Annotated in this window: 20 protein-coding genes and 1 pseudogene; 10 read left to right on the plus strand and 11 right to left on the minus strand. The window is 56.1% G+C overall.

Features of this window, described 5'->3' with window-relative positions:
* Window positions 1-126 precede the first annotated feature (126 nt).
* The gene (gene mrdA / locus JTM80_RS03350; protein ID WP_205370585.1) at window positions 127-1,947 is read right to left on the minus strand and encodes a penicillin-binding protein 2; all 1,821 of its coding nucleotides are present in this window, start codon (window positions 1,945-1,947) and stop codon (window positions 127-129) included.
* Between the two features lie 765 nt (window positions 1,948-2,712).
* Here mrdA and JTM80_RS03355 point away from each other — a divergent pair.
* From JTM80_RS03355 to JTM80_RS03370, 4 genes are all read left to right on the plus strand, one after another.
* On the plus strand, window positions 2,713-3,852 hold the full coding sequence (locus tag JTM80_RS03355; RefSeq protein WP_172354159.1) for an ABC transporter ATP-binding protein: 1,140 nt from the start codon (window positions 2,713-2,715) through the stop codon (window positions 3,850-3,852).
* A 153-nt stretch (window positions 3,853-4,005) separates the two neighbouring features.
* Window positions 4,006-5,211 (plus strand): PotD/PotF family extracellular solute-binding protein, encoded by a 1,206-nt coding sequence (locus JTM80_RS03360; RefSeq protein ID WP_172354160.1) that lies wholly within the window; start codon window positions 4,006-4,008, stop codon window positions 5,209-5,211.
* Window positions 5,212-5,331: 120 nt separating this feature from the next.
* The gene (locus JTM80_RS03365; RefSeq protein WP_225906925.1) at window positions 5,332-6,189 is read left to right on the plus strand and encodes an ABC transporter permease; all 858 of its coding nucleotides are present in this window, start codon (window positions 5,332-5,334) and stop codon (window positions 6,187-6,189) included.
* Window positions 6,190-6,218: 29 nt separating this feature from the next.
* Window positions 6,219-7,046 carry an ABC transporter permease gene (locus JTM80_RS03370; protein ID WP_225906749.1) on the plus strand — a complete coding sequence of 276 codons (828 nt, stop codon included), beginning with the start codon at window positions 6,219-6,221 and terminating at the stop codon, window positions 7,044-7,046.
* A gap of 155 nt (window positions 7,047-7,201) precedes the next feature.
* On the opposite strand, the gene tkt is transcribed toward JTM80_RS03370, so the two are convergent.
* The 5 genes from tkt to xdhA form a co-directional block, all read right to left on the minus strand.
* The gene (gene tkt / locus JTM80_RS03375) at window positions 7,202-9,214 is read right to left on the minus strand and encodes a transketolase (protein ID WP_172354163.1); all 2,013 of its coding nucleotides are present in this window, start codon (window positions 9,212-9,214) and stop codon (window positions 7,202-7,204) included.
* Between the two features lie 416 nt (window positions 9,215-9,630).
* Window positions 9,631-10,890, minus strand: a complete 1,260-nt coding sequence (fabF, locus tag JTM80_RS03380) for a beta-ketoacyl-ACP synthase II (protein ID WP_172354164.1) — start codon at window positions 10,888-10,890, stop codon at window positions 9,631-9,633.
* A 111-nt stretch (window positions 10,891-11,001) separates the two neighbouring features.
* Entirely contained in the window at window positions 11,002-11,244 is a 243-nt protein-coding gene (gene acpP, locus JTM80_RS03385; RefSeq protein ID WP_068512699.1) for an acyl carrier protein, read from the minus strand.
* Window positions 11,245-11,637: 393 nt separating this feature from the next.
* Entirely contained in the window at window positions 11,638-13,974 is a 2,337-nt protein-coding gene (gene xdhB, locus JTM80_RS03390) for a xanthine dehydrogenase molybdopterin binding subunit (RefSeq protein ID WP_172354165.1), read from the minus strand.
* Window positions 13,971-15,386 carry a xanthine dehydrogenase small subunit gene (xdhA, locus tag JTM80_RS03395; protein ID WP_205370589.1) on the minus strand — a complete coding sequence of 472 codons (1,416 nt, stop codon included), beginning with the start codon at window positions 15,384-15,386 and terminating at the stop codon, window positions 13,971-13,973. The genes xdhB and xdhA overlap by 4 nt, the downstream gene beginning before the upstream one ends.
* A 779-nt stretch (window positions 15,387-16,165) precedes the next feature.
* On the opposite strand from xdhA, the gene JTM80_RS03400 reads away from it, so the two are divergent.
* Window positions 16,166-16,840 (plus strand): hypothetical protein, encoded by a 675-nt coding sequence (locus JTM80_RS03400; protein ID WP_172354167.1) that lies wholly within the window; start codon window positions 16,166-16,168, stop codon window positions 16,838-16,840.
* Window positions 16,837-17,193, plus strand: a complete 357-nt coding sequence (locus JTM80_RS03405) for a Lin0512 family protein (RefSeq protein ID WP_172354168.1) — start codon at window positions 16,837-16,839, stop codon at window positions 17,191-17,193. The genes JTM80_RS03400 and JTM80_RS03405 overlap by 4 nt, the downstream gene beginning before the upstream one ends.
* Window positions 17,194-17,257: 64 nt before the next feature.
* Here the strand turns inward: JTM80_RS03405 and JTM80_RS03410 are convergent.
* Together JTM80_RS03410 and JTM80_RS03415 are read right to left on the minus strand one after the other, a co-directional pair.
* Window positions 17,258-18,104, minus strand: a pseudogene (locus JTM80_RS03410) (neutral zinc metallopeptidase).
* Window positions 18,105-18,392: 288 nt separating this feature from the next.
* The gene (locus JTM80_RS03415; RefSeq protein WP_172354170.1) at window positions 18,393-18,779 is read right to left on the minus strand and encodes a hypothetical protein; all 387 of its coding nucleotides are present in this window, start codon (window positions 18,777-18,779) and stop codon (window positions 18,393-18,395) included.
* A 310-nt stretch (window positions 18,780-19,089) separates the two neighbouring features.
* On the opposite strand from JTM80_RS03415, the gene JTM80_RS03420 reads away from it, so the two are divergent.
* The 3 genes from JTM80_RS03420 (at window position 19,090) to JTM80_RS03430 (ending at window position 21,748) form a co-directional block, all read left to right on the plus strand.
* A complete protein-coding gene (locus tag JTM80_RS03420) occupies window positions 19,090-19,614 on the plus strand; it encodes a hypothetical protein (RefSeq protein WP_172354171.1) in 525 nt (174 codons plus the stop codon).
* Window positions 19,615-19,637: 23 nt separating this feature from the next.
* Complete coding sequence (rsmH, locus tag JTM80_RS03425; RefSeq protein ID WP_172354172.1) at window positions 19,638-20,657, plus strand: 16S rRNA (cytosine(1402)-N(4))-methyltransferase RsmH; 1,020 nt, start codon at window positions 19,638-19,640, stop codon at window positions 20,655-20,657.
* 302 nt (window positions 20,658-20,959) lie between these two features.
* Window positions 20,960-21,748 (plus strand): transporter substrate-binding domain-containing protein, encoded by a 789-nt coding sequence (locus JTM80_RS03430; RefSeq protein ID WP_172354173.1) that lies wholly within the window; start codon window positions 20,960-20,962, stop codon window positions 21,746-21,748.
* A 453-nt stretch (window positions 21,749-22,201) separates the two neighbouring features.
* On the opposite strand, the gene petA is transcribed toward JTM80_RS03430, so the two are convergent.
* Together petA and petC are read right to left on the minus strand one after the other, a co-directional pair.
* Window positions 22,202-23,194 carry a cytochrome f gene (gene petA, locus JTM80_RS03435; RefSeq protein WP_205370591.1) on the minus strand — a complete coding sequence of 331 codons (993 nt, stop codon included), beginning with the start codon at window positions 23,192-23,194 and terminating at the stop codon, window positions 22,202-22,204.
* A 104-nt stretch (window positions 23,195-23,298) separates the two neighbouring features.
* Window positions 23,299-23,841: a cytochrome b6-f complex iron-sulfur subunit gene (gene petC, locus JTM80_RS03440; RefSeq protein ID WP_172354175.1), complete on the minus strand. Its 543-nt coding sequence runs from the start codon at window positions 23,839-23,841 to the stop codon at window positions 23,299-23,301.
* A 344-nt stretch (window positions 23,842-24,185) separates the two neighbouring features.
* Between petC and JTM80_RS03445 the strand changes: the two genes are divergently transcribed.
* Window positions 24,186-24,494 (plus strand): DUF3067 family protein, encoded by a 309-nt coding sequence (locus JTM80_RS03445; RefSeq protein WP_172354176.1) that lies wholly within the window; start codon window positions 24,186-24,188, stop codon window positions 24,492-24,494.
* A 36-nt stretch (window positions 24,495-24,530) separates the two neighbouring features.
* On the opposite strand, the gene tatC is transcribed toward JTM80_RS03445, so the two are convergent.
* Entirely contained in the window at window positions 24,531-25,352 is an 822-nt protein-coding gene (gene tatC, locus JTM80_RS03450; RefSeq protein WP_172354177.1) for a twin-arginine translocase subunit TatC, read from the minus strand.
* Window positions 25,353-26,078: the final 726 nt, after the last annotated feature.

Below are 26,078 nucleotides of genomic sequence, written 5' to 3' on the forward strand. Positions count from 1 at the left end.
TCCCCAATCGCCACGCTAGCGCTTTTTTTAGCGAACGGGTGTAAACCTGATGGGCGATCGCCCATCCACAGCGCCCCTGCACAGAAGCGCCCACCATCCCAAAAAGACCAGCCTAAAAGTCCCAGCCTAATCAGACACGACCCCACCCTGGGGCGCAGCCTGGCTATCGGGCTGGGTTTTATTGAAATACGTTTCCAGCACTTGCTTCACCATCGGCGCAGCCACCTTGCCGCCGCCTCCCTCAGGGGAATTCTCGATAAACGCTACCACGACAATTTCTGGATTATCCAGCGGAGCATAGCCGCCATACCAGGCGTGGGATTTGCGCGGTGGATCTTCGGCAGTACCCGTTTTGCCCGCGTTGGGCGGCAGGCTGGGCGTATTCATCACTGTGCCCGTGCCGCTGCTGACCACCCGACGTAGCCCATCTTGCAAAATTCTCAGTGTCGTAGGACTCAGACCAATAGGAGTGCGCCACGAGCGGGCTGCCTCCTGGTCTTTTAGCAAATGGGGACGCACCAAATCACCGCCATTCGCGGGCACTGCAAACATCACCGCCACCTGGAGCGGCGAGGCCTGCATATAGCCCTGACCGATGGACATATTGATGGTGTCGCCGATAAACCATTCCTCATCCAGGTTTTCGCGCTTCCAGACCGGATCGGGCACCAGCCCCGCCGATTCTTCAGCCGCCAGTTCAATGCCCGTTTTCCGTCCAAAGCCGTAGCGCCGCGTCCACTCAATCAGCGGTTCATGGCCCATGCCCATCGCGGTTTGGTAGAAAAACGTATCGCTGCTCCAGGCCATGGCTCCGCGAAAATCCAGCGGCCCAAAGCCTGCATTGTTCCAGTCCCAAAACTTGATACCGCCGACTTCGATGTAGGGTCGAGTCCGAAGAACGGTGCTGGGGGAATAGCGCCCCGACTCAATCGCCGCTGTCGTGGTGACAATCTTAAAGGTGCTGGCCGGCGGATAGCCCTGGAGGGCCCGGTTGACAAACGGATAGGACTTGCTTTGCAACTCCTGCCACTGGGCATCCGTAATGTGGGTAGAAAAAAGATTGGGGTCAAAGGCTGGACGGCTGACGAGCGCCAGTACGGCTCCGTTGCGCGGATCGAGGGCAACGATCGCCCCTTTGCGATCGCCCAACACCGTTTCCGCCGCCTTTTGCAAATCTAGATCCAGCGTCAGCGTCACGGTATTGCCCGCCCGTGCCGACTTTTCGCCCAGCACTCGCAGCACATGGCCCATGCCGTCCACCTCGACCTGCTGCCCGCCCCACTGCCCCCGGAGTTGCCGTTCAAACGCCGCCTCCACGCCCATCTGCCCGACCACATCCCCCAAGCGATAGCCTTCAGACTGCCGCCGTTCCAAGTCTTCGTCTGACATTTCGCCCGTATAGCCCAGCACATGGGCCGCCAGATCCCCGTGGGGATAGTAGCGCACCGCCTCTGCCTGCACCTGCACCCCCGGCATCTGCTGGCTAAACTCGGCCAGCGCTGTTACCTGGGCGGGGCTGATGCCACGAGCGATGCGGAGTAGTTCTGGAGAGCTATAGCCAGCCTGATCTAGCCGCTTCTGGATAGTCTCTTCAGGAATATTGAGGATCGTGGATAGCCGCTTGACAATGGGCCGCCAGTTGGCCTGGCGATTGGCAATCGGCCAGAGAAACACCGCATAGGAAAGGCGGCTCCCTGCCAGCGTCCGCCCTTTGCGGTCGAGGATTCGCCCCCGCTCTGGCGGTCGAGGAATCAGCCGCACCCGGTTGTCGTCTGCCAATTGCCGATTGTATTGCCCTTCGACCAGTTGCAGGTAGGCCAGGCGAGTGCCGATGCCTCCTAGCAGAGCGACGGTGACGGTGAGCATCACCACCAGCGATTGGTAGGACTTGCCCACGGTGCGGCCCGTTTGTTGCCGCACGGTTGGCGGATTTTGCGTCAGCGTCATAAATAAAAACGCGCCCTCTGACAGAACCTCTGAAACCCAGTGCGGGTTGGAGAAACGTTAAATGTTTAGTAAATCATTAAGGTAAATCAATTCACATAGTTTACCGCCATTGATCCCAGTGTTGATCCCCGGTAGTGTCGGATTCAGCTACCTGTATTTTGGACTGTATCTTGGACTGTATCTTGGTATATGGCGATCGCCCCTACATCCCAAACTCGCCATAGCTAGTGCCGAAATCACTCAGCCCAGATTGCCAAACGGTATACCAAACAACCGTTGATTACCCTGGCTTCTTTGAAGATGAAGGGAAAGTTAGCCGGATGGAATGTTTGTTATGCAACATCTGTCCTGCAATGTTTGTTATGGCGTGTCGGCGGCCGTCTGCGTAGATCCAGCTTGAAAAGCGCATAGCGATAGTCGTGACCCCGTCGCGGGCAAACTGACTTACAAGCTGAGTCGCTGTCCCGGAATTGCGAAATGTCCCGGCATTCGAGCATTTCCATCTTGCGAATTTCAAATCCAGCAATTTCAAATCCAAACAGTTTCAAATCCAGCAATTTCACGAGTCTACAGGCTTCATCCCTTAGGATATTTACAAGTCATCAAAGTACGAGTCATAAAATCACATAGGATCAGGCGTTTGTCTGCCCCCTCGTCGCCCATAGGGACTCACATACTCAGCACAAAGACTTAACTGCTAAAATCTCAGACCTAAGCCTTGACCACTGCCCCGTTCTAGCAGAATCTCTACAGGGAATTTGCCACATGGCACAGACCATCACCCCAAATCAGTCCACGGTAGAAACCGAAACCCAATATGATGTCGAACTCCGCAGAGTATTCAAGGTCTTCGATGGCTATACAGCGGTTCGCGGTATCGACTTGAACGTGCGGCAAGGGGAGTTCTTCAGCATTCTTGGCCCTTCCGGCTGCGGCAAAACCACAACGCTGCGCCTGGTGGCGGGGTTCGACGAGCCAACGGCAGGTGAGGTGTTACTCCAAGGCAGGTCAATGGTGGGCGTGCCGCCCTATCGCCGCCCGGTGAATACAGTGTTTCAGAGCTACGCGCTGTTCGGACACATGACCGTGTGGGACAATGTGGCGTTTGGGCTGCGGCTAAAAAATAAGAGCAAGGCAGAGGTTCAAAAAGCAGTTGGAGAAGCGCTGCAACTGGTCAAGATGGAGTCTTTTTCCCGACGCTATCCGGCTCAGCTCTCTGGCGGACAGCAGCAGCGGGTCGCGCTGGCGCGGGCGCTGGCAAACCAGCCAACCGTCGTGCTGCTTGACGAGCCATTGGGAGCGCTAGATCTGAAGCTGCGGAAAGAAATGCAGGTGGAGCTTTCAACGCTGCATCGAGAACTGGGTGTCACATTCATCATGGTGACCCATGATCAGGAAGAAGCCCTCAGCCTGTCCGATCGGATTGCCGTGATGAATGAGGGGCGGGTAGAGCAAATTGGCACGCCCAGCGAGATTTACGAGTTTCCAGCTACGCCCTTTGTGGCCGACTTCATTGGCGAGACGAATCTATTCCAAGGGTATATGGCTGCCGCAGACCCGATGTTGATAAAAGTGGAAACCGAGCGCGGACTCCAGATGGTGGTGAAGCCGACGGAGGCTTGCCCCGGCGCGGCAGCGGAGCCTGTTGTGGTCAGCATTCGCCCCGAAAAGGTGCGGCTGTCGCTAGAGCCTCCTGGTAGCGAAACGAACTGTTTTGAAGGACGACTCCGGCACACTATGTACCTGGGCACCCATGTCCACTATGTGGTCGATTTGCCGACGGGGGATATGGTGACGGTGATGCGCCCAAATCGCCCAGAGTCGATGCTCCAGGTTGATATGCCTGTGTACGTATCCTGGTCGGCGGCAGATGCACTTCCCCTTGCAATTCAGCCTGGAGCCTAGAGCCTGGAAGCTAGAGCTTGGAGCCTAGAGCCTGGAACCCAGGGCCAAGGACGAAGGCGTTGGGAGTCAAGATTGGATGCACTCCTTGGAATTACTGCCCTCAAAGGGGGCGGTTATTCTTCGCATGGACACCGCAGTTTTAGGAGATTTGCTATGCCTCCCTATCGATTTTCTGGTCGTTCCAATTCTGAATCCTCGCTGAGGCGGAATCCTGGCGGTGGGCGATCGCCCTATTCCTCCGCCTCCCGCGCCAGCCGTCGCCGCTTTTTGCAGTTGTCGAGTGCAGCTTTCTCTGGCGTGCTGTTGAGCAATTGCGCCCGAAACATTGGTACAACGGGCAGTTCTGCCGCCACAGACACTTCCGCCGCCTCACCGCCCAGCAGCGGAGATAATACCCTCCACGTCTACACTTGGTCAGCCTACATCGATGAAGACCTGCTGAAGGGCTTTGAGCAAGACACCGGGATTAAGGTCATTGCCGATGTCTATGACTCCAACGAAACCATGCTGGCTCGAATGCAGGCCGGTGGCGGCAGCCAGTACAGCATCGTCTATCCTTCCGACTACATGGTAGAACTCATGATCGAGGAAGAGATGCTGCTCGAAATCGACCAAGACCGCGTTCCTGGCTATGCCGATCTTCTGGAGCAGTGGCAAGATCCTCCCTACGACCCTGGCAATCGACACAGCGTGCCCTATACCTGGGGCACAACAGGGCTGGTCTACAACAAAGAATTGGTGAAGAAGCCCATTACCGACTGGTCTGACCTGTGGGAACGAAAGTCTGAGCTATCTCGAAGAATGACCTTGCTCAACGACGTGCGTGAGGTTATGGGCATGGCCCTAAAGATGCTGGGCTTTTCCAACAGCACCCAAGATCCCAAAGAAATTGAAGCTGCCTACAAAAAGCTGCAAGAACTCAAGCCCGCGATCAATGCCTTTACAACTGACGGTTGGCGAGATCAGATGGCGGTGGGCGACCTGGCCGTGGCCCATGCCTACTCGGTGGATGGCATCGATATGGTGCTGGAAAATCCCCAGCTAGAATACGTAGTGCCGTCCAGTGGCGCAACGGTTTGGACGGACACCATCGCCATTCCTAAAACGGCTCCCAACGTGGATGCCGCCTATAAATGGATTGAGTATTCGGTAGAACCGCAGACGGCAGCAAAGAATCTAGGACGGCTCAAACTGCCCACGCCCAACCAGAAAACGCTGACGCTATTGCCGAAGGAGCTGGTCGAAAACCCAGATCTCTTCCCCCCCGAAGAAATTCTGGCAAAGTGTGAGGTTCTTGCCAATGTAGGCGAAGCGGTCGATATTTATGATCGGTACTGGACGCAGTTGACTAGCGCCTAACCCTGTTTTTGAGCGATCGCTCTCAATATTTTTTCCACTATGGCAACCTCCGCTCCGCTCTCCCCGACTCCAGAAGTCGAACCCCAGCGCCCTGCCAGCAAGGGACTCAAGCAGCAGCTGATGGGTTTGATTCAGCCCTTTGTCTTGCTGGGGCCGCCAGGGCTTTGGCTGCTGTTGCTGCTGGTCGTGCCGACGCTGATGATCCTGGAGCTGAGCCTGATTCCAGGATTCCGTCCTGGCAGCCAGCCCGCACCCTACGGTCTGGGCAACTATGCCAAAATCTTTGAGCTAATTGACGGTCAGGCGATTTATCTGTGGGTGATTGGGCGATCAGTGTTTTTTGCGATCGCCAGTACGCTCCTTTGCCTCTTGCTGGGGTTTCCCGTCGCCTACTGGATTGCGGTGATGGCTCCTGCCCGCTGGCGCAACCTGCTGTTGGTCAGCTTTGTGCTGCCCCTGTGGACATCCTCTCTGCTGCGCTCCTACGCCTGGATCACCATTCTGCGGCCGACGGGCGTGCTGAACTTGCTGCTGAGTACCCTCCGCTTGCCAACGCTGGATATTCTGAACACCCAGACTGCCGTGATGATCGGGTTGGCCTATAACTTTTTGCCCTATATGGTGCTGATCCTCTACGCTTCGCTGGAGCGGCTTGATAAGCGGCTGCTAGAGGCGGCGGCTGATCTGGGGGCAACTCCCCAGCAGGGCTTTTGGAAAGTCACCGTGCCCCAGACGCTCCCTGGCATCGCTGCCGCCTGCCTGCTGGTATTTATTACCAGCCTGGGGGATTTTGTGGTGCCTGAACTGCTGGGCGGAGCATCCAGTATGACTATGGCCCGCCTCATTTACAACCAGTTCCTTGGCGCGACTCGCAACTGGGGCTTTGGCTCTGCCCTCAGCATGGTGCTGATTGGCGCGATGGGGCTGGGCATTGTGCTGCTGCTGAAGTATGGCGATCGCAAGCTAGAGAATTATTAATATTCCCCCGTTTTCCCCGGTTTCCCACTATGACCGCAACCCTCGATCTGCCCAAAACCGTTGCCGCCAAACGCCGCCTCTCCTGGCAGTTTCTCTTTACGCTGGTGATGTTTGCGTTCATGTACATCCCGGTGCTGGTGCTGGCGTTTTTTAGCTTCAACGCATCGCCCTTTAGTGCAGGCTGGAGCGGCTTTTCGTTGCAGTGGTATCAGCGCATGTTCAACGACACGCGGATTCTATCAGCACTGGCGGATAGCTTGTCGGTGGCGCTGCTGGCCGTGGGCATTGCGGCCGTGCTGGGCACGCTGATGGCGGTGGGGCTAGCCCGCTACACCTTTCCCGGCAAGCAGTTGTATCAGGGCATTTCCTACCTGCCGCTGATTATTCCTGATATTGCGATCGCCGTTGCAACACTCGTATTTCTGGCTTCGCTGGCAATTCCCCTGAGCCTGTGGACAGTCGTGGCGGCACACATTGTCTTTTGCCTCGCCTATATTGCGGTCGTCGTCTCGACGCGGCTCACGGGCATGAATCCTCACCTAGAAGAAGCGGCGCTGGATCTGGGCGCAACTCCGTTCCAAGCATTTATTAAGGTGCTGCTGCCCCAGCTTATGCCTGCAATTCTCTCCGGCTGTCTGTTGGCGTTTGTGCTAAGCATGGATGATCTGCTGATTTCCAGCTTCACCGCAGGCGGCGGCACCACGACGTTGCCAATGGAGATTTTTAGCCGCGTCCGCACAGGCGTAAAGCCCGACATTAACGCACTGAGCGTCGTGCTAATTCTGGCATCCGGCACCCTGGCCTTTGCGGCGGAGCTCATTCGCTATCGCAGCGAACAACAGCGGCTAGATGGGTAAGCCTAAGAAGACTGTTCTAAAACATATTCTAAAACATAAAGGTTCATTAAAAGAAAGTCCATAATATCCAAATATCCACAATAAAAGTCCTATGCAAAGCCCAGCCAAGAGCGAATCGAGGCTGGGCTTTGGAAATGGTTTAGCAAAGCAACGGCTTAGCCAAGTAGCGCCTTAGCACGGCTCAGCACATTGTCTACCGTGAAGCCAAACTTCTCCATGCAAACGCCGCCAGGAGCCGACGCGCCAAAGGTGTCAATACCGAGAATATCTCCTTCGCTACCTGCATACTTATGCCAGCCGAAGGTCGTCCCTGCTTCCACGACCAAGCGCTTGGTCACCGCTTTGGGCAACATCGACTCTTTGTAAGCAGCGTCCTGCGCTTCAAACAATTCGGTAGACGGCATAGAAACCACGCGAACTTTCTTACCTTCTGCGGCCAGTTGTTCTGCGGCCTTGACACAGAGATTCACTTCCGAACCCGTGCCAATCAAGATTAGATCCGGCGTGCCGTCGCACCCGATCACCGTGTAGCCGCCTTTGCCCACGCCTTCGATCGAGCTACCTGCCAGATTGGGCAGACCTTGGCGCGACAGGGCCAACAGCGTCGGGCGGTTCTTCCGAGCGTTTTCGATCGCCACTTTATAAGCACCAGAGGTTTCCGTACCGTCCGCAGGGCGAATCACCGTCAGGTCAGGGATAGCCCGCAGCGAGGCGATGGTTTCCACAGGCTGGTGGGTCGGGCCGTCTTCGCCCAGGGCCACGGAATCGTGCGTCATCACCCAGATCACGCCGCACTCCGCCAGCGCCGACAGGCGAATTGCGCCACGCATGTAGTCGGTAAACACCAGGAAGGTTGCGCCGTAGGGAATTAGCCCGGAACCATGCAGCGCAATGCCGTTGCAAATTGCGCCCATGCCGTGTTCGCGCACGCCAAAGTGGATATTGCGGTTTTCGTAAGCGCCTTTCTGGAAATTGCCGCTGATTTCTAGCTCCGTCAGGTTGGAGTGGGTCAGGTCGGCCGAGCCGCCAATGAGTTCTGGCAATACCGGAGCCAGCGCGTTAAGGCAGATTTCCGAGTGCTTGCGGCTGGCTAGCGCCTTATCTTCAGGCTTGTAGGTGGGCAGCACTTTGTCCCAACCCTCAGGCAGCTTGCCGCTCAGCAGGCGATCAAACTCCGCCGCTTCCTGAGGATACTTGGTCTTGTATTGTGCCCAGGTTTCCTGCCACTCGGCTTCGTAGCTAGCACCGCGCTCGATGGCTTTGCGAGTGTGGGCCAGGGCTTCGTCAGGAACGACAAAAGGATCGTAGGTCCAGCCCAGGTTTTCGCGAGTCAGCTTGATTTCGGCTTCGCCCAGTGCTGCGCCGTGAACGCCAGCGGTGTTGGCTTTGTTGGGAGAGCCATAGCCGATGGTGGTGGTGACTTTAATAAGCGTTGGCTTGTCGGTAACGGACTTGGCTTCGGCGATCGCCCTGGCAATTCCCTCCAAATCCGTGTTGCCGTCCTGCACATGCAGCACATGCCAGCCGTAGGCTTCAAAGCGCTTAGACACGTCTTCCGTGAAAGCAATGTCCGTGGAGCCGTCAATCGAAATGTGGTTGTCGTCGTAGAGCGCGATCAGCTTGCCCAGCCCCAGGTGACCCGCCAGCGAGCAGGCTTCGCCGGAAATCCCTTCCATGTTGCAGCCGTCGCCCAGGATGACGTAGGTGTAGTGATCTACCAGGGTCAGGTCGGGCTTGTTGAACTTGGCAGCGAGGTGCGCTTCGGCGATCGCCAGACCAACCGCATTGGCAATGCCCTGGCCGAGCGGCCCGGTCGTGACCTCAATGCCAGGAGTCTCAAAGTTTTCGGGGTGGCCAGGCGTTTTTGAACCCCACTGACGGAAGTTCTTGATTTCGTCCAGCGTGACGCTATCGTAGCCTGCCAGATACATCAGGGCGTACTGCAACATACAGCCGTGCCCAGCCGACAGCACAAAGCGATCGCGGTTAAACCACTTGGGGTTTTTGGGATTAAACCGCATGAACTGATCCCACAGCACAAACGCCATCGGCGCAGCACCCATCGGCAAGCCAGGGTGTCCAGACTTTGCCTTTTCAACAGCATCGATCGCCAAAAACCGGATGGAATTAATACAGAGTTGTTCGAGGGTTAGGGTCGCAACAGCCATTGTCTTCTTTCTACTCAACGACGGGTGACAGGCGCTCACAAACACGCCAAAACAGGCAAGCAGGGCGGATAGGCAAACAGAAGAATCCTGAATCACCAAAGGCATCTTCCCCATCATCCCACTACAGGGGATCACAGGTGAAAGATTTCTTGGGCGATCGCACTAGGCAAATATACTCAATAAAATTAGCTTAACGGTTTATGGAAAACTGGACAAGGGTTAATCACAGCTTTCTGTAAAGCCGAATACTGTATAGGCTACAGGCAACTTGATAGGCAACTGGGCAGCTTAGAGGTTAGTTTCGCTACTTTGGTTAGCTTCGCTACTTTGGGGCACTGCTTCAGAGTCTTGACTCTCAGAGTTTTGACTGACCGACTTCCCATCGGATGCAGGAAAAATCGCAAGAAATCCAGACTTTAACCCTGATATTTGCGGAAAGCCAGCGTCACGTTGTGGCCGCCAAAGCCAAAAGAGTTAGACAGCGCTGCATCGACCGTCTGGCTACGGCTCTCGTTTGCCACGTAGTCCAGGTCGCAGGCGGGGTCTGGGTTTTCTAGATTAATCGTGGGAGGTACACGGTTGTTAGCCACGGCCATCACAGTCGCCACAGCCTCAATGCCGCCCGATCCGCCCAACAGGTGGCCTGTCATGGACTTAGTGGAACTGACAGTGAGCTTGTACGCTTGATCGCCCAAGGCAGTTTTAATGGCCGCCGTCTCAGTAGAGTCATTAGCAGGCGTGCTAGTGCCGTGGGCATTGATGTAGTGAATCTCTTCAGGACGCAAGCCTGCGTCTTTCATTGCAAGCTGCATTGCACGGGCAGCCCCTGCGCCACCGGGAACAGGCGAGGTAATGTGATAGGCATCGCAGGTCATGCCATAGCCGACAATCTCGGCATAGATCCGCGCCCCCCGGCTGAGGGCATGTTCCAGTTCTTCCAGAATGAGAATGCCAGCGCCCTCGCCCATCACAAATCCATCGCGATCCTTGTCGAACGGGCGGCAGGCATGTAGCGGATCATCATTGCGGGTGGATAGGGCTTTGGCCGAAGCAAAGCCCGCTACAGACAAAGGCGTGACGGCCGCCTCTGTGCCGCCGCAAATCATTGCCTGAGCAAATCCCCGCTGCAAAATGCGAAACGCATCGCCAATGGCATTTGACCCAGCCGCACAGGCTGTCACTGTGCAGTTGTTGGGCCCCTTTGCCCCCACTTGAATCGCCGTCAGCCCGGCCGCCATGTTGGCAATCATCATCGGCACAGTGAACGGGCTACAGCGATCGGGGCCGCGCGTTAGAAACACTTCCTGCTGGTCTTCCATGACCTTAAGTCCGCCAATGCCTGTGCCGATGAGCGTGCCGACCTGTTCAGCATTCAGATCGTTAATGACAAAATTGGCATCGGCGAGGGCTTGCTTGCTGGCAGACACCGCAAATTGGGCAAAGCGATCCATGCGCTTCGCTTCTTTACGATCCATGTAAAGCTGTGGGTCAAAGTTTTTGACCTCGCCCGCAATGCGGCAGTCGTGGCGAGACGCATCGAACAGCGTAATCGGGCCAATGCCGTTACGACCGCTCATTAAACCGTCCCAGTATTCCGCCAGGGTGTTGCCAATGGGCGTAATGGCACCCAGACCCGTAACCACGACGCGCTTTAATCCAGAATCCAAAGTTGTCATGACAGCAAATTCGTGGGCTTTTGCCCAAACCACAGGATAGCCGAGACCTATAGATAGCCAGGGCAGAGAACAGCAGGAGGTTGGAGAAGGCGTGGAAGCTTGCGTCCAGTCCTACGCAGCGACCTTTTGCTTGATGTAGTCCACAGCAGCTTGAACCGTTGCGATGCCTTCGGCGGCTTCGTCAGGAATTTCGATGTCGAATTCTTCCTCTAGCGCCATCACCAGTTCAACCGTGTCTAGAGAGTCTGCGCCCAAGTCGTTGGCAAAGTTAGACTCAGGGTTGACTTCACTCTCTTCGACGCTCAGTTGCTCGGATACGATCTTTTTGACCTTTGTGAGAATCTCGTCGCTCATAGCTTTTATGTTCCTACCCAACGCGGATGCAAGTTGAGAAATTCAAAGAAATTCAATCTGTTGTGCAAGTCTAGCCGAATCCAAACTTGAAACTCGACAGAACTGGACACTGCCTGTCTCTGTCCGCAAGGCTTGCGATGTGCCGGGAACCGACGATGCGCTTGACCTAGTGAGAAATTAGGCATTCCTTCATATTATCTGAAAGCGTGACGAGCTAAAACGGAGGGTAGAAAAACTAGAAAACTAGGGATTAGGAGTGATTGCTCCGCAACGCTAGCGCTGGGGAACTGGACAAAGATATGAAAAGAGCAAAAAAAAGGGGGCGATCGCCCCTCCATTCACAAAACTTGGTTTTTCTCAGAATTTCGGTCGAAATTAAACCAGGATAAAACCCTAGACCGACGTAGACGACAGTGCAGCTTCTACCGCAGGGGTGGCGCTCCGAACCGCTTCGATCGCCCTCAACGTGGCTTCTGGCGTAGCGGGTGCGGCCAGTTCCACCACGGCGGCATTGCCAAAGGCGGCCACGGCTGCTCGAATTGCCTCGCGGACGGACATCGCCAGCATAAACGGCGGCTCACCCACCGCTTTGCTGCCGTAGATCGTGCCGTCCTGGCTGCCTCGCTCGATCAGATGCACCTGGAAATGTTCTGGGATTTCGCTGATGGTGGGAATTTTATAAGTGCTGGGGGCAAAGGTGCGGAGGCGGCCCTGCTCATCCCAGACCAGTTCTTCCATCGTCAGCCAGCCCATGCCCTGCACAAAGCCGCCCTCAATCTGCCCTTGATCCACCAGCGGATTCAGCGACTCGCCCACGTCATGCACAATATCCACCTGGCGTAATTTGAACGTGCCCGTGAAGCCGTCTACTTCCACCTCGCTCACCGCTGCGCCATAGGCAAAGTAATAGAAGGGGCGACCCGTCGCGGTCACCGGGTCCCAGTGGATCATCGGCGTGCGGTAGTATCCCGTGGCAGAGAGACTGATGCGATCGCCATAGGCCTGCTGCACTACCGCATCAAAGGACACCCGCGCTGTCGGGTAGGTGCGGCAATAGACCTCGTTATTTTCAAACACCATCTCCTCGGCCGCGTCAAAATCCAGCAGCCTGGCCGCCACCGGGGCCAGCCGCGACTTCAGGATTTCGCAGGCGTTTTTCACCGCTTGCCCGTTCAGGTCGGCTCCGCTAGAGGCGGCCGTGGCCGAGGTGTTGGGCACTTTGTCGGTGCTGGTGGGCATCATGCGGATGCGGTCGAGCGTCACCCCTAGCGCCCGCGTCGCCACCTGCTGCATCTTGGTGTGTAGGCCCTGCCCCATCTCCGTGCCGCCGTGGTTCAGTTGGATGCTGCCGTCAGTGTAGATATGCACCAGCGCTCCCGCCTGGTTATATTGCACCTTATTGAAGGAAATGCCAAACTTTACCGAGGTAATCGCCAGCCCCCGCTTTTTGTAGCGGTTTTGCTGATTAAACTCTGTAACAGCGGCGGCCCGTTCGGCAAAGTGGGCCCGCTCCTTCGCTTCATGCCAGACCCGGGCGATGCGGTTATCGACGATCACCTGGCCATAGTGGGTGGTGGTGCTGTCGCCTTCGCCGTGGTAGAAATTTCGCTCGCGCACCACATCCGGCGGCAGGTTCAAATGCCGCGCCACTCGATCTACCACGTCTTCGATCACCAGCATTCCCTGGGGCCCGCCAAAGCCGCGATAGGCAGTATTAGACACGCGATGAGTCTTCACGATCAGCCCGCGCACGAGCATATTGGGGATGTAGTAAGCGTTATCGACGTGCAGCATGGCCCGCATCAGCACCGGGGGCGACAGATCCAGGCTCCAGCCGCCCTCGGCATAGAGCGCCACATCCAGCGCCAGGATCTTGCCGTCGGGATCAAAACCGACCCTGTATTGCCCCAAAAAACCGTGGCGCTTGCCCGTCAGGATCATGTCATGGTGGCGCTCCAACTTCACGCGCACCGGGCGACCCGTCTTGTGCGCTGCGACGGCCGCTGCGGCCGCCATCGGGTTTGCCTGGGACTCCTTGCCGCCAAAGCCGCCGCCCATTCGTAGACAGGTACAGACGACGCGATTCACAGGAATCCCCAACACCCGCGCCACAATGGTTTGGGTTTCGCTGGGGTGCTGGGTGGACGAGTAAACTTGGTAGTTACCTTCAGGATCAGGAATGACCCAGCTTGTGTGGGTCTCCAGGTAGAAGTGATCCTGCCCGTTCATCTCCAGTTCGCCTTCGAGGGTGTGGGCGGCTGTGGCCATGGCCTGATCCACTTCGCCCCGGCGGATGAACTGCGGATCGTTGTGGTAGCTATGGGCGGCGACCGCCCCTTTAATCGTCAGCACCGCCTCCAGAGGTTCGTATTCCGCCGTGACCTGGGCCGCTCCCCGCCGCGCTGCGTCTTCCGTTTCGCCTACCACCCAGGCGATCGCCTGCCCCCAGTAGCTCACTTCATCGGTGGGAAACAGTGGCTCATCTTGACGAATCACGCCCGTATCGTTGGTTCCGGGCACATCCGCTGCCGTTAGCACTGTCACCACGCCCTCCACCTCCAGCGCCGGAGCCGTGTCGATGCTGAGAATCCTGGCATGGGCGTGGGGCGATAGAACCGGATAAATCGACAACATCCCACTCGGCATCCGCTGGTCATCGGTATACACCGCCTTGCCGCTAACGTGACCTTCGGCGCTCTCATGGCTCTTGCGTTGACCGACCATGCTCATACTTCTACCCCCGCCGCTGCTGCAAACTCCACAAAGAACTTTTCAAACAAATTGGCCACCAGCATCTTGCGATAGTCGGCGCTGCCCCGCAGATCCGTCAACGGGGTAAAAGCGCTGTAGAGCATAGGTTTGGCTTGTTGCACCGTGTCCATGCTCCAGGGTTTGCCTACCAGAAACTCTTCCACCGCCGTCGCCCGAATCGGGGTCGCCGCCACGCCGCCATAGCCCAGCCTCGCATGAACCACTCGCTTCTCACTGTCCAAATCCACCACGTAGGCCGCCGCCACAATGCTGATGTCGTCCGTACCGCGCTTACCGATCTTGTAAGATTGGCTGAGGCGCTGCGCTGCGCCCGGTGTAATGCCCTTAGGAATCCACACCGATTGAATCACTTCACCAGGTTGCAAGTCGGTTTGGCGATAGCCCTGGAAAAATCGCGACAGGGACATGACCCGCTCCCCCTCCAGACTCGCCAGCTTCAGCTCCGCATCCAGCGCCAGCAGCACGGGTGGCAAATCGCCAATGGGTGAGGCCGTACCAATATTTCCCCCCAGCGTGGCGCGGTTCCGCACCTGCCGTGCCGCAAACCAGTGAATCATCTCATCCATGCAGGGAAACACGCCGTGAAGCTGTGTCTCGATGTGGCTTAGGGGAATCGCCGCGCCAATTTCTACAAACTCGTCGGTTTGCACCAGCGTCTTCAGTTCCGCCACCGCTTCTAGGGAAATCAGCACCGGAAACTCGCGCCGCTGAAGCTCTAGCCCCAGGTCGGTCGCGCCTGCCACCAGCGTTGCATCGGGATGGTCGCGCAGCAGTTCCAGCACCTCCTGAAGCCTCGTCGGGCGATAGAACTGTCCGTGTTCCGTGAAGCAGTAGGGCATCAGCTCGGCATCTGCCTCGGCCAGATGCTCGCTGAAATGGTCGCAGGGCGTTTCGGCAGCCGCAGCCTGGGCCGCCCGGCGAATCGGCAGATAGCCTGTGCAGCGACAGAGATTGCCCTCCACCGCCACATCGTCCAGCTTGCCGTCGTAGTAGGCGGCGAACATGCTCATGATGAAACCCGGCGTGCAATAGCCACACTGGGAGCCACCCAGCTTCACCATTGCGTCTTGAACAGGATGCAGCTTGCCGTTGGCCACGCCTTCTACCGTGATCACTTCGCGCCCCACCACCGAACCCAGCGGAATCAGGCAGCTATTTACCGCCTGGTAATGGGGCTTGCCATCTGCGCCCACGCCGACCACGGCCACGGTGCAGGCTCCGCAATCCCCATCGCCGCAGCCTTCCTTCGTGCCCACACGCCCAATAAGCCGGAGAAAATCCAGCAGCGTGGTGGTGAGGGGAACGTCTTTGATACGAACGCGATCGCCATTGATAGTAATCGCTAGTTGGGTTTCGAGTTGCTGTGTCACAGGAGCGTCAGGAGTAGCGTCTGAGGGATGGCGTTTGATGGATATCTAGATGGATATCTCTAGATGGATATCTCTAGATGGATATCTAACGGTTTATTGAATAAGTAGATGAATCCGGATCTCGCTTAGGGACAAAAGATTAGGGTGATTCTATGACGGGAACCTGGGCGATCGCCCAAAGCTTCCAAAATTTTGCAGAATGCGCCTCTTCAAAGATCTGCTTAAAAAGAGCGGCTTAAAAAGCTACTTAACACCCTAGTCAGGGCTTTGTGCCGACTAACGTAAAATCATCTAGCCTAGAACTAACGCAAATCCAGCAGCGAGATTGTGCAACCCGATACATCCCCGGTTCTACTGCTTGTTTCACCGTCCTTTCCCCGCCACGACACTGTTCACGACATTGTTTTAGGACTTATGCAGTTGGACAATTTCTCACAGGCGCAGCCCACGAGAAATTGTCCAAAATCCAGAAAGCTTATCGCAAGTGCGTAAGTTTTGTGTTTATGGCGTTTATGGCAAAGGATTCGGCTCTCTCCCTCTAGGAGTTGGGTTTTCCTCTATCGGCAGATAGAGTATCCGCGATCTCACAACGCAGTATGCTTTCCTTTGCTGGAAACTAGACCTGGAAACTAGAAGCAGTCGAAACTGGAACTGATCATTTCAGTGGATTGATCAATCAACTGAATCAATCGACTGAATCAATCGTTAAGATTCAGCTCCTCAAAACGACTGATTTTCTACCCCCAATTCCCTGCGCTCTATCCCTCAATCCCAAACTCATGTTTAATCTGCAAACCGAGCAGCCCGTCCATGCCAGCTTGGTTGTTGAACATACTGTGCCACGCGGCAAAGGCATTGCTTTTCGCCGATGGCACGCCAAACTCACCCGCACGGCCTGGCGTTTCAAGGGCTATATCCGCACCGACCTGCTGCCGCCTGTCAAAGGCAAAAGCCAGCTCAAGTGGTATTCCATCGTTCACTTTGACTCGCCAGAGAATCTCAACGCCTGGCTGAAGTCGAAAGACCGGGAAGCCGTGATCAATGCCGAAGATCATCCCGTTGAGTCCTACCAGTTCAAGTCCTTCACCACCGGGCTAGAGGGCTGGTTTTCGCCCAAAATCGGCGGTGAGCAACTGGGATTGGGGCCGCCCGCCTGGAAGCAAAACCTAGCAGTCGTGCTGGGGCTATATCCGACGCTAATGATTCAGTCGGTGCTGCTGGGCGCATTGGGCTTTATGAAAAACCTGCCCCACCCCAGCGCCATGCTGCTCGACAATTTCATTTCCTGCTCCATCCTGACCTGGCTGGTGATGCCGTGGGTCACACGCACGCTGTCCTTTTGGTTGCAACCCGCCGCCCAGCCGCTACCCCAAAAACTCAACGCGCTGGGAACGATTGCGGTGATCGGGGTGCTGGGTGGGCTGCTGATGCTGTTTAGCGAGTTGCGGATATGACCCACAAACGCTTCATCATCGAAATGGGCATGGGCATTGACCAGCATGGACAAGACCCTACGGTTGCCGCAGCGCGGGCTGTGCGAAATGCGATCGCCCACAATGCCCTTCCCGGCATCTGGGAAGTCGCCGGCCTCAACCACCCCGATGAAATGCTCGTCGAAGTGCAAGTCGGCGTGCCCTATCCAGAGCTAGTGCGGCAGGCAGAAGTGCTGGCAGTGCTTCCCTTCGGGCAAAAACGCCTGATCGTGGAATCTGGCGGCATGGTGGTTCAGGGACGAGCCATCCCGGAACTAGACGACAAAAACGACGAAATGCTAATTGCCGTGGCCGCCGTCACCGTTTGGGTATAGCTCCTGAAGACCCAGCCGAAGCAATCCAAAGTCGGGCTGACACGCTTTATCTCATCCCCAAACCTTAAAGCGTCGTCGCCTCAAACGTATTGCACTGATTCACGTCGCCCGTCTTGATTCCCTGGGTAAACCAGCGGACGCGCTGTGCTGAGGTGCCATGGGTGACAGGAATCGGGAACAGCATAGCCCTGGGCTTGCTTCTGGAGGCGATCGTCACCAATGGCAGCAGCAGCATTGAGCGCTTCTTCCACATCGCCCTTCTCCAAGATCTGCTGAGCCTGGTGGGTGCGATTTGCCCATACGCCTGCGAAACAATCCGCCTGAAGCTCCAGCCGAACCGAAAGCTGATTGGCCTGGGTTTTGCTGACGCGACGCTGCATCGACTGCACCTGGTCGGAAATCCCCAGCAGGTTTTGTACATGGTGCCCGACCTCATGGGCAATCACATAGGCGTAGGCAAAGTCGCCCCCTGCCCCCAGCCGACGCTGCATGTCGTTATAAAAGCTCATGTCCAAGTAGACTTTTTGATCCAGCGGGCAGTAGAAGGGGCCCATTGAGGCTTGTGCCGTGCCGCAGCCCGAATTTACAACACCCGAAAACAGCACCAGCTTTGGCTCAACGTACTTTGAGCCTTTTTCGCGGAAGATCTGCGACCAGGTATCTTCGGTATAGCCCAAAACCGTCGAAACGAAGGCAGCCGCCTGGTCGTCTTGGGGAGGGGCCGGAGCGACTTGGGCGGGGCTGTCGTATACGGGAGACTGGTTCAGCACCATTGACGGGTCGCCCCCCAGCAGCGCCACCAGCAGCGCCAACAGCAAAGCCCCCAGCCCGCCGCCAACCACGCCGCGAGAGGGTCTCATTCCACGCCGATCTTCTATATTGGTGCTTCGCCGACCAAACTCCCAGCGCATAGTGGGCCTCCTGCTCTCCAGTTTGTCTTGGAAATACTAATGCCTTATGTAGTTAGGACCTACGCACTTGCGATTAATTTTTCTGAGTTTTGTACGGTTTCTCACGGGTGCAGCCCGCGAGAAATCGTACAACTGCGTAAGCCCTAGTAGTTTTACTTAGAGTAGCATCCAGGGCTAGGATTTTCCGGTTTGCCACGGTACAAGAGTTGCGAAATCTTTTCCGAGAGGTTTTGCTGCTTTATCCACGCTTTTGCTGATTTATTCGGCTTTAAGCATTTTTATGCGCTCTTAATGATCGGCAGGGCGATCGCCCCCAGCATCAACCAGCCCCGGCCCAAAGATCGGCGCGGGGTCCAGTCCGGTAATGTGGTGAAACTGCTGGGGCGTGAGGGTGCTGAGTAGTGGCTCTGTCTCGCGTTGGGCTTCCCACTGGCGGAGGCGATCGCGCACTTGGCTGATAAATGGCAGTCCTTTGGGTAGGGGCACAGCGGCCCAGCAATCCACCAGCGTTTCCACTAGCGCCAGTTCGATCAGCGGCGGCGGATAGCGGCGAAACAAAGCGTCCAGGCTAGTATAAACGTCTTGAGCCTCTTCGCTATCGAGCGCGTAGAGCTTGATGATGTGTTTCACACGCTGCTGGTTGACCTGTTCCAGAAGTTGTTCCAAAGGTTGCATGGGAGATGGATTCAATGGGCGAGGGTAGCAAATCAGCACGAAGGGGCAAGGAACCGGGGCACGGCATTTTCAGCGAGGTTCAGATTCAGAGAGATTCACAAAGATTCAGAGAGGCTTCGATGCAGCCCCCAACCTGGAAGTAGGCAGATCTGGAAAGTTCTAGCGCGTTTTGGGGCAGTTGGCACAGGTTCTTGGCAACTTCTTTTTAGATGTTCATGAAATAAAACAGTTGGCGCAGCGGGCGGACGGAAGTTGTCGTAGAATTGGGGCGTTTGACGCATTCTCCACGGTCTCTTTCACGGGTTTTGTTATGCCACATTCTGCACTGCGATCGCCCCTTGCTCGTGTGTCTGCCCTGGTGCTGACGACGGCGGGATTACTTGTCCTGGGGTTGCCCACATCATCCGCGCTGGCCAGCTATCGCTATCGTCGCGTCAGAACGTCCGACTATGACGAATGTACTGCGGATTTGATCGGTCGGGGAGCAGCGGAGGCAGTTGCAGCGACGGCCTGCGCCAGCGCGTTTCACCCGCGAGAAGTGTCGCGCTGCGTGGCGGGCATTGGCGGTGGCGAGACGTTGGTGGTCAGCGATGTGCTAAGTGCTTGCCGCAGCGTGCGTCGTCCCGAAGACCTGGCACAATGTTTCAACCAAATCGTGGGAGATGATGAGACAGCCAACCTGTCGAGCGTGTTGAGCCACTGTCGCCGCAGCCTGCTGCCTAACGAGTTTGCTAACTGCGTGGTGGGCATCAAAAACGGCAGCACCCTGACTACCGACCGGGCCCTGGCCACCTGCATCGACGCAGTAGACACGCCGGGGCGTGTGGTGCAGTGAGTCATTGGATGGAGGGTGAATAGATGGCTACTGGCCCACCGCCAGATGAGGCGGACGGGGAGGGTTTGCACAGCGATTCCCTAGCGGCAGACCGTTTAGCCCCAGACCCGACTAGCGGGGCGATCGCCCCTACACACATCACGTCTGAACCCGCCTTTCACCACATTCCCGTGCTGGGCGCGGAGGTGCTGGCGGGGTTGGCAGTCAAACCTGGCGGACGCTATCTGGACGCAACGGCCGGCGGCGGCGGCCACAGTCGGCTGATCCTTGAAGCAGCGCCGGACACGCAGCTTGTGGCCCTGGATCAAGACGAGCAGGCGATCGCCGCGATTCGGGCTAACCTGGCAGAATTTGGCGATCGCGTCTCGGTTTGTCACACCAACTTTGCGGCTTACAATCCGGGCGCGATCAGATTCGACGGCATTCTGGCGGATCTGGGCGTGAGTTCGGTACAGTTTGACCAGGGCGATCGCGGCTTTAGCTTTCGCCATGCGGCCCCGTTGGACATGCGGATGAACCGCCATCAGCCCCTCACCGCCGCCGACATCATTAACACCTGGGATGAAGTTGAGCTAGCCAACCTGTTTTACCGCTACGGCGAGGAGCGGCTGTCGCGCCGGATTGCCTGCCGTATTGTGGAACAGCGACCGTTTGAGACGACGACAGAACTGGCAGAGGCGATCGCCCGCAGCGTTCCCCCCGCCTATCGACACGGGCGCATTCATCCTGCCACTCGCGTCTTCCAGTCCCTCCGCATCGCCGTCAACGACGAACTCAACGTTTTAGAAGCATTTCTCAATAGGTCACCCGCCTGGCTAATGCCGACTGGAAGATTAGTCGTCATCAGTTTCCACAGTCTGGAAGATCGGCTAGTCAAACACACTTTTAGAGCCGTACCCGCCCTGCGCGTCATCACCAAAAAGCCAGTCCAGCCGACCGATGCAGAGCTATCCGCCAATCCCCGCGCCCGCTCAGCCAAACTGCGGGTGGCAGAGCGAATTGCAGAAACAGCGCCAGAATTGCCGCCAAAACTCAACCGCTAAAACACCCAGAAAGCAGCTTTTAGGGGGCGCAAGCTCCACAACCTTGAATTTAAGTGGCACAATAGCTAACTGGCCAGCCTAATTGCAGGCAAGGCAATTCGGTTTGGTATTTCGAGATACCGACCCAACTCGGAAAATGCCACTATACCTGAATCGTCGTAAAAACAGTTTATCTCTCAAGCTCAAAAACGGTTGTGTAGCAGGCATTACGCGAGCAGTGAAAAGATTACGAGTTTTAGACTGCAACTTTTAGACTGCAACGTTTGCACGGGTTGGTTTTAGTTCTTCTAGAGACTTTGATTATGAAGCGACTCAAGTTCTTGTTCACGGCCTTTTTGACGGCCCTGTTGACGATTACACTGGTGACTGCTTGTAACTCCAGCGCCCCCACAGCGGGCGGCGACGCTGGCAGAACATTGACCATGGCTACCTCTGCCGACTATCCCCCCTATGAGTTTATCGACACGTCGAGCGGCAGCCAGGAAATCGTTGGCTTTGATGTCGATATCGCCAAATACATCACCAGCAAGCTGGGTTATGGACTCAAGATTGACAACATTGACTTCAATGCGCTGATTCCAACTCTGCAATCTAAGCGGGCTGATTTTGTGATGGCGGGCATGACCCCGACGGAAGAGCGGAAGCAAAACGTCGATTTTTCCCAGATTTATTATGAAGCCAAGAATGCGATTGTGTCGAAATCTGGCTCAGGTCTGACGAGTGCTGCAAGTCTGAGCGGCAAGACCCTGGGCGTGCAGTTGGGTTCGATTCAAGAGCAAGCCGCCAAGGAGTTTCAGGGCGCAAACGTCAAGGCGTTGAACCGAATCAATGAGATGATTCAGGAGCTAAAGGCTGGACGGATTGATGCCATTTTGATGGAAGACACGGTTGCCAAAGGCTACATGGCCGCCAACCCCGACCTGGAAATGAATGTCCTCCCCAACGAGGGAGAAGCGGGTTCGGCGATCGCCTTCCCCAAAGGGTCTGAACTGCTTGGCCAGTTTGACCCCGTCATTTCCGAGATGAAATCCAACGGCGAGTTGGAAAAGCTGATTGTGAAGTGGTTTGGGAGCGACACGCCTGCTTCCTAATCGCCTTGGGTAATACTCCGTTAAGGCATACCCCATGCTGAATTCCTCCATCTTGGGTGTTCGCAGATGGGCTGAAATTCAAAAAGCCAGAGAGAATCAAGTCTCTCTGGCTCTTTTGATCTGGCTCTTTTGGTGTAGATAAAGTCGAATAGCGGATAGGCTTACAACGCTTACGCCTTCTCTAATAGACCTCTTGCATAAATGCTTTTCTGAGAGCGTGAATCGTTGGGCGGCACCGCTGCCCAACGATTCACGCAAGAGGTCTAATATAAGAACATAAGAAGCGGAGGAATTGGCTTGGAGGTTCTGCCCTGCACTGGAAAGAGCTTGAAGCCTTCGGCGCACCCCAAAAGGCAAAGGGCAGATTGCAAGTTGCACATTGCATTTAGTGCCCAAAAAAGGGCGCTCCAATGGAACACCCTTGTAGCTATCAACCTGTGATGAACACAGCCTTTAGAAGGTCATTTCAGCAGCCTGGACGCGCTCGACCTGCTTCTTCTTCAGCACCAGCAGGATTTGAGTCAGCGTAATGGCCGCTAGGAATGCAATCAGACCTTTAATGCGGTTCGGGCTTTGCAACACGATTTCGGTGTCCTTCTGACCAAAACCGCCGACGTTGGGGTTGTTGGTCAGTGCAGCACCACTGGCGACTTCTTCGCCTTCAGAAACGATTAGCTCTGGGCCAGCAGGAATCTTGTCCACCACGGTCGTACCGTCTTGGGTGCGAATCTTGACTTCGGCGCTGCCGTCGTCCGCTTTGGCGATCGCCGTAATCACGCCCGCCGCTGAGGCATTATAAACGGCGTTGTTGCTCTTTTCACCCGTGGGATAGACTTGTCCCCGCCCCCGGTTTGCGCCCAGGTGAACCGAGTATTTGCCAAAGGCAACGCTCTTGTTCGTGGCGGGGTCAGGCGACAGCACCGGGAAAACGATTTCCTCATACTGGTCGCCCGGTAGCGGCCCCACCAGCACGATATTTTGTTTGTCATCGGCGTAGGGCTGGAACAGGTAGCTAGAGCCGACCTCTTCCTTCATTTCTTCAGGAATACGGTCTTCCGGCGCAATGGTGAAGCCCTCCGGCAGTATTAGCACTGCCCCCACATTCAGCGGCCCCTTAGAACCGTCCGCCTGTACCTGCTGCACCGAATGGTCGTAGGGAATTTTCACCACGGCCTTAAACACAGAATCCGGCAGCACAGCCTGGGGCACCTCGATTTCGGCGGGTTTGGCGGCCAGGTGGCAGTTGGCACAGACGATGCGACCCGTGGCTTCGCGAGGATTGGTGTAGTTTTGCTGTGCCCAGAAGGGGTAGGCAGCAGCGGACTGAGGCAGCAGGGCATCGCTCGACACCAGCGCCGCTAGCGTCAGCACCGCCACCATCAGCCCCCGAACCAGAGCGGTTATACTCCGGCGACGAGAGGGAAATGAGCAAACCTTGAAGTTCATTTTTAGAGTGCGTGTTCGGTTTAGAAAAAGGTTCGGCAGAAATGGGCGATCGCCCAACGTTAAACCCAAAAATGGGGCAGGTCAGAACTAGGCAGGGCAACTCCCTAAGTCCACCAAGGCGCATCGCCCGTGCGGAAGTCGGTTTCCGTCCAGGGGGTCATGGCAATCTTGCCGTCTTCGGTGATCTCGGTATGCACCAGCGCTAGCGACAGCGGAGCCGGCCCGCGCACCACCTTACCCGTCGCGTCATATTGAGAGCCGTGGCAGGGGCAAATAAATTTATTTTCGCTGGCATTCCAGGGAACAACGCAGCCCAGGTGGGTACAAACCGCGTTGATGCCGTAGCTGGCGATCGCCCCAGCGTCTTCTACCACCAAATAGGTCGGGTCGCCCTTTAGCCCTTGCGCCAGCACGCGCTCGCCCACAGCATGGGTAGCCAAAAAGTCTTTCAACACCACATCGTTGCCCAGGGCATCTTTGGCCGTCACGCCGCCGCCTGCACCGCCACTGGAGGGGGGAATAAAGTACCGCACGACGGGATACAACATGCCCAGCACCGTGCCCGTGGCTGCCCCAAAAGTAAGAAGATTCATAAACTGCCGCCGGCCCAAATCGGGCACATCAGGCGTTCCAGAAGCTTGAGTCATGATTATGAACGGTGAGTTTAGAGAAGTAACGTTGGGTAAAACCCTGTCCGGTGCAAGGCCTCCATCCTTGGCAGCAGTCCTTGTTCGGCAATGGTTTACAGTTTTCTATGAAGTATTCTATAGCGCTGACCGCACCAGAAACCGCAGATAGCCCCTCTGAACAGCGGTATCGTAACGAAACGTAAAACTTCAGATCTCCTAAAATAAATCGAGCAGCCCAACCTGATAGCCCAACCCGACAGCCCAACCTGATAGCCCAACCTGATAGCCCAGCCTGATAGCCCAACCTGATAGCCCAACCTGAGCTGACCCCTGACTTCTTAAACCCTAATCCCTTAGCCCCTATGACTGGCGAGGAACTGCATCAGCTATTACTGACCAAATGGAGCCGCTCCTTCGACGTGCAGCTACGGAAGGTGCAGGGAAAGGTGTTGTTTCAAGTGATGTGGAAATATTTGGAGCAGGTGTCGTTTCCCATGACGGAAGACGAATACCTGGAGCATCTCAACGATGTCGCCAGTTATCTCACCGCGCTGGGCAGCGCTGAGCGAGTCCAGCAGTTCATTGAGCAGACCACAGAGAAGCCGCGCCTGGGAAAGGCAGTCAGCTATCCCATCGACCTGGGCGATCGCGCTTCGGAGTGGATGGTCTGACGGTCAAAAACTATCTTTGGAGCATGAACCCGGCCGCTATCGGCCCAGCAGCTTCACCATGCCCGTGCCGCCAAAGTAAAGCCCTAGCACTGCGCCCGCCAGTAAGCTCTGCGTCACCGGATCGGTAGAAGGCGTGAGGACTGCGCCCAGCACCGCGCCGCCCAGCACCACATACCGCCAGCCCGACAGCATTTGCCCAGAGGTGACGAGTCCCAAAAGCCCCAGGAGGACTTGAATGACTGGAATCTGGAATGCCAGCCCAGTGCTAAACAAGAGCAGCAGCACGAACTCAAAGTAGCGGTCGATGGACCAAAGCTGTTCCACAACGTCCGCGCCATAGCTAATAAAAAAGTTTAGGGCTGCGGGAATCAGCGCCACATAGGCAAACACCAGCCCGCCGACGAATAGGAAACTGGAGCCAAGAACGATGGGGCCAATGATACGTCGCTCTTTGCGAGTCAGCCCCGGCAGCACGAATTGAATAATCTGGTACAGCACAAACGGGCTGGCAACCAGCAAGCCGCTGTAGCCTGCGACTTTCAGCGACACGAAGAAGTATTCCCCTGGCGAAAGCTGAAGAAACTTCACCCCCTGCGCGGGCACTTCCAAAAGCTGCACGATGGGATTGACAAAGAAGAAGCAGATGATGACACCCACCACGGTTGCGATGAGGGCATAGAAAATCCGCATCCGCAGTTCTTCCAAATGGTCGAACAGGGACATTTCTACATCCAGATCAGCAACGTCATCCGTCTGCACATCCACAGCGGGCGATCGCCCAGGGTTAGCGGCGGTGTTCAGTCCATTCTGGGTGGCTCCGTTCTGGGTGGCGAGGTCGGTTTCCGTCGGGGCAGTCATGGGCAAGCTTTGCGGCAACGGGATAGAGCAGTCGTGTAGTCAATACTAGCCTAGCGCCTGTTTAAGCTGCGTTGCGGAATTGTCTGTCGGGAAATTTCTCCGGAAAATTTCTCTGGAAAATTTCTCTGGGAAATTTCCCAGAAGGGTAGTCTGTAGACAAGAGTCGGGTCAGCGGGATCGGGCAAGTGCTTTAAGGAATATTCACCTTTAGGTAGCAGATCCGCCACAGACGATGCCTCAGCCAGGAAAATTGACCCGCGGGGTTCTCAAAAATCAACATTTTTGAGTCTCTTTTTATACCAAAAAATATTCATCTGGTTGTAAACACGCACTCTGTGCTTGGCGGCGATCGCCCCCCTCCGGCAACACACCCCAGAATTCCACGCACATCCCGATTCACGCGAACTGGGCTGAACGCGCTCTCAAAAAAGCAAATCCGTTGATTTATGGAAAAAGGACAAACGCGCTCTGCCGTAGTCTAGCGGAATGTGCGATCGCCCGGGGGCAAAAACATAGTTTCCGTAAAAAGCCTGGACGATGTGATGACTTATACCCAGGCTTGAGCCACACTGAATCTAGGTTCACTGACTGGTCACAACAACAGAACGGCAACGGGGCTGGCAAGCGCGAGAATAAGAATCGCCTGCTGGCCCCGTTCCGCTTCGAGTTTAGCCCGCGTTTCAGAAGTCATAGGGGCGATCGCCCGCAAAACCCCGCCCCAAGTTA

Origin of the sequence: Thermoleptolyngbya sp. PKUAC-SCTB121, assembly GCF_016919485.1 — a bacterium.
GTDB classification, from domain to species: Bacteria; Cyanobacteriota; Cyanobacteriia; order Elainellales; family Elainellaceae; genus Thermoleptolyngbya; species Thermoleptolyngbya sichuanensis.

Excerpts from the sequence above, each read along its gene's own strand:
- mrdA (WP_205370585.1), bottom strand. The coding sequence starts at position 1,947 with ATGACGCTGACGCAAAATCCGCCAACCGTGCGGCAACAAACGGGCCGC.
- JTM80_RS03355 (WP_172354159.1), top strand. The coding sequence starts at position 2,713 with ATGGCACAGACCATCACCCCAAATCAGTCCACGGTAGAAACCGAAACC.
- JTM80_RS03360 (WP_172354160.1), top strand. The coding sequence starts at position 4,006 with ATGCCTCCCTATCGATTTTCTGGTCGTTCCAATTCTGAATCCTCGCTG.
- JTM80_RS03365 (WP_225906925.1), top strand. The coding sequence starts at position 5,332 with ATGGGTTTGATTCAGCCCTTTGTCTTGCTGGGGCCGCCAGGGCTTTGG.
- JTM80_RS03370 (WP_225906749.1), top strand. The coding sequence starts at position 6,219 with ATGACCGCAACCCTCGATCTGCCCAAAACCGTTGCCGCCAAACGCCGC.
- tkt (WP_172354163.1), bottom strand. The coding sequence starts at position 9,214 with ATGGCTGTTGCGACCCTAACCCTCGAACAACTCTGTATTAATTCCATC.
- fabF (WP_172354164.1), bottom strand. The coding sequence starts at position 10,890 with ATGACAACTTTGGATTCTGGATTAAAGCGCGTCGTGGTTACGGGTCTG.
- acpP (WP_068512699.1), bottom strand. The coding sequence starts at position 11,244 with ATGAGCGACGAGATTCTCACAAAGGTCAAAAAGATCGTATCCGAGCAA.
- xdhB (WP_172354165.1), bottom strand. The coding sequence starts at position 13,974 with ATGAGCATGGTCGGTCAACGCAAGAGCCATGAGAGCGCCGAAGGTCAC.
- JTM80_RS03400 (WP_172354167.1), top strand. The coding sequence starts at position 16,166 with ATGTTTAATCTGCAAACCGAGCAGCCCGTCCATGCCAGCTTGGTTGTT.
- JTM80_RS03405 (WP_172354168.1), top strand. The coding sequence starts at position 16,837 with ATGACCCACAAACGCTTCATCATCGAAATGGGCATGGGCATTGACCAG.
- JTM80_RS03415 (WP_172354170.1), bottom strand. The coding sequence starts at position 18,779 with ATGCAACCTTTGGAACAACTTCTGGAACAGGTCAACCAGCAGCGTGTG.
- JTM80_RS03420 (WP_172354171.1), top strand. The coding sequence starts at position 19,090 with ATGCCACATTCTGCACTGCGATCGCCCCTTGCTCGTGTGTCTGCCCTG.
- rsmH (WP_172354172.1), top strand. The coding sequence starts at position 19,638 with ATGGCTACTGGCCCACCGCCAGATGAGGCGGACGGGGAGGGTTTGCAC.
- JTM80_RS03430 (WP_172354173.1), top strand. The coding sequence starts at position 20,960 with ATGAAGCGACTCAAGTTCTTGTTCACGGCCTTTTTGACGGCCCTGTTG.
- petA (WP_205370591.1), bottom strand. The coding sequence starts at position 23,194 with ATGAACTTCAAGGTTTGCTCATTTCCCTCTCGTCGCCGGAGTATAACC.
- petC (WP_172354175.1), bottom strand. The coding sequence starts at position 23,841 with ATGACTCAAGCTTCTGGAACGCCTGATGTGCCCGATTTGGGCCGGCGG.
- JTM80_RS03445 (WP_172354176.1), top strand. The coding sequence starts at position 24,186 with ATGACTGGCGAGGAACTGCATCAGCTATTACTGACCAAATGGAGCCGC.
- tatC (WP_172354177.1), bottom strand. The coding sequence starts at position 25,352 with ATGACTGCCCCGACGGAAACCGACCTCGCCACCCAGAACGGAGCCACC.